A 2,360-nucleotide genomic window follows, 5' to 3' on the forward strand; every position below is an offset into this window, starting at 1 on the left:
CAACGCCACACGGCCGCCGCCGCCGAAGCCGAGGCCGCGCAGCAGCGCCACGCCAGCGCGACCGCCGCCGCCGAAGCCGCCGCCCAGCGTCATACCGATGCCACCGCGCAAGCCGAAGCCGCCGTGCAACGCCATGCGGAAGCCACCGCGCTGACCGAAGCACTCGCGCAGCGTCACGCGGATGCCGAAGCGGCGTCGCAGCGCCACGCGGCCGCGATCGCCGAAGCCGAGGCCGCCGCGCAGCGTCATCACGCCGCAGCCACCGAAGCCGAAGCGGCCGCCCAGCGCCATGCGGCCGCGACCGTCGAAGCCGAGGCCGCCGCGAAGCGTCACGCGGAAGCGACCGCCGAAGCCGAAGCGGCCACGCAGCGCCACGCGGCCGCCATCGCGGAAGCCGAAGCCGCCGCCCAGCGCCACACGGCCGCGATCGCCGAAGCCGAAGCGCTCGCGCAGCAGCACGCGCAGGCGATCGCGGAAGCGCAGGCCGCCGCGCAGCGTCACGCCGACGCCACCGCCGAGGCCGAAGCCGTCACGCAACGCCATACCGAAGCGATCGCGCAGGCCGAGGCGGCCGCGCAACGCCACGCCGACGCCGCCGCGCAGGCCGAGGCCGTCACGCAACGCCATACCGAAGCGATCGCACAAGCCGAAGCGGCTGCGCAGCACCACGCGAAGGCCATCGCCGACGCCGAGGCGCTGGTCGAGGCCGTCGTCAAGGAAGCCGCGACGAGCGCGGTGGCCGCCACGGCCGTTGCGGCGGAAGTCGTCGAACCCGCACCGGCCGACACGCCGGCGGCGGAACCGGCCGTGAACGCGCCTGCGCCGGCCGTGGCCGAAGCGGTGGAGGCAACGGCCGACACCGGGACGGCAATCGTCGCGACGGCGCAAGCCGACACGCCGGTTGAAGGTGAAGTCGAAGCCGAAGCCGAAGCCGCCACCACGCCGGCGCCGTCCGACAAAGCGACGCTGCACGTATCGCGTCCGACGCAGAACGAACTCACGCTGACCATCAACGGCGAATCGATCACGCTGCATCCGGAGCAACTGGGCCAGTTGATCGAGGAACTCGCGCATGCGCGCGCGTCGATGCAGCCGGAGCCGCCGCCCGGCATCCCGGCCGGCTGGCGCTTCGTGACGACGAAGAACCCGATGATGGCCGTGCAGAAGCAGTCGAACGGCGACCGCCTGCTGGTCGCCCGTCACACGGGCTACGGCTGGGTGCCGTTCACGTTCTCGCCGGACGTCGTGATCCAGATGTACATGATGCTGACCCAGCGCTAGGCACCGGCAGGCAGCCCCCGCCGAAAACGAAACAGCCCGACCGTTTCCACGATCGGGCTGTTTGCTTTCCGGCTGCCGGGAGGCACGCCTCCCGGGATCCGCTCAGCGCTCCACCGGCGCCTGCACGCGCGCCTTCCACTGGCCGCCCTTGCCGCGCCAGTAGCGCCACGCGGACGCGAACGTCGCGCCGACGTAGAACAGCGCGACGAGCGGCAGCGCGGGCGCCCACAGCGGCGAGCGCCGGTAGTAGCGCAGCATCGGCGCATACGCGGCGCACATCGACGCCCACGCGAGCCACGCCGGCCATGCGCGCGCGCCGTACGCGAGCGCCGCGGCGGGCGGCACGAGATAGATGATCGTCATCCCGAGCAGCGTGCCGGCCAGCAGCAGCGGCGAGTAGTGCAGCTGCGTGAACGCCGTGCGCGCGATCATGTTCCAGATGTCGCGCCAGCTGTCGTACGGGCGCAGCGACACGCTGCGGTCGGCCAGGTCGAGCCGGATCGGGTGGCGGCCGCTGCCGCGGTGCTTGATCTGCGCGGCCAGGCTGCAGTCGTCGATCAGCGCGCCGCGGATCGACTCGATGCCGCCCGCTTCCTCGAGCGCCGTGCGCTTCACCAGCATGCAGCCGCCCGCGGCACCGGCCGTCCGGTTGCGCGGGTTGTTGATCCACGAGAACGGGTAGAGCTTCGCGAAGAAGAACACGAACGCCGGGATCAGCGCCTTTTCCCAGAACGAATCACAGCGCAGCCGCACCATCAGCGACACGAGATCGCGGTTCTCGGCCTGCGCGCGCGTGACGAGCTGCGCGACGGCGTCCGGCGGATGGCCGATGTCGGCGTCCGTCAGCAGCAGGTAGTCGGCCGGCAGGCCGAGCGCCTGCACCGCGGCGATCCCCTGCGACTGCGCCCACACCTTGCCCGACCAGCCGGCCGGCAGCGGCTTCGCGGCCAGCACCGTCAGCCGGTCGGCGCGGTTGATGGCGAGCGCGGCCGCGCGGGCCGCGTCGGCGGTGCCGTCGTCGCTGTGGTCGTCGACAATGATCAGATGAAATTCGCCCGGGTAATCCTGCTCGAGCAGCG

Annotated in this window: 2 protein-coding genes; one reads left to right on the forward strand and one right to left on the reverse strand. The window is 72.4% G+C overall.

The window, feature by feature from the left end; all coding sequences use genetic code 11:
* The coding region (locus ABY44_RS00245; protein ID WP_431640694.1) for a phage tail protein at positions 1 to 1,281 on the forward strand (1,281 nt) is incomplete at its 5' end.
* A gap of 102 nt (positions 1,282 to 1,383) precedes the next feature.
* Here ABY44_RS00245 and ABY44_RS00250 read toward each other — a convergent pair.
* Positions 1,384 to 2,360, reverse strand: a 977-nt coding sequence (locus tag ABY44_RS00250; RefSeq protein ID WP_431640697.1) for a glycosyltransferase, incomplete at its 5' end; no start/stop codon positions are given.

It is taken from the genome of Burkholderia sp. ZZQ-2 (genome assembly GCF_050768715.1).
In the GTDB taxonomy this organism is placed as follows: domain Bacteria; phylum Pseudomonadota; class Gammaproteobacteria; order Burkholderiales; family Burkholderiaceae; genus Burkholderia; species Burkholderia cepacia.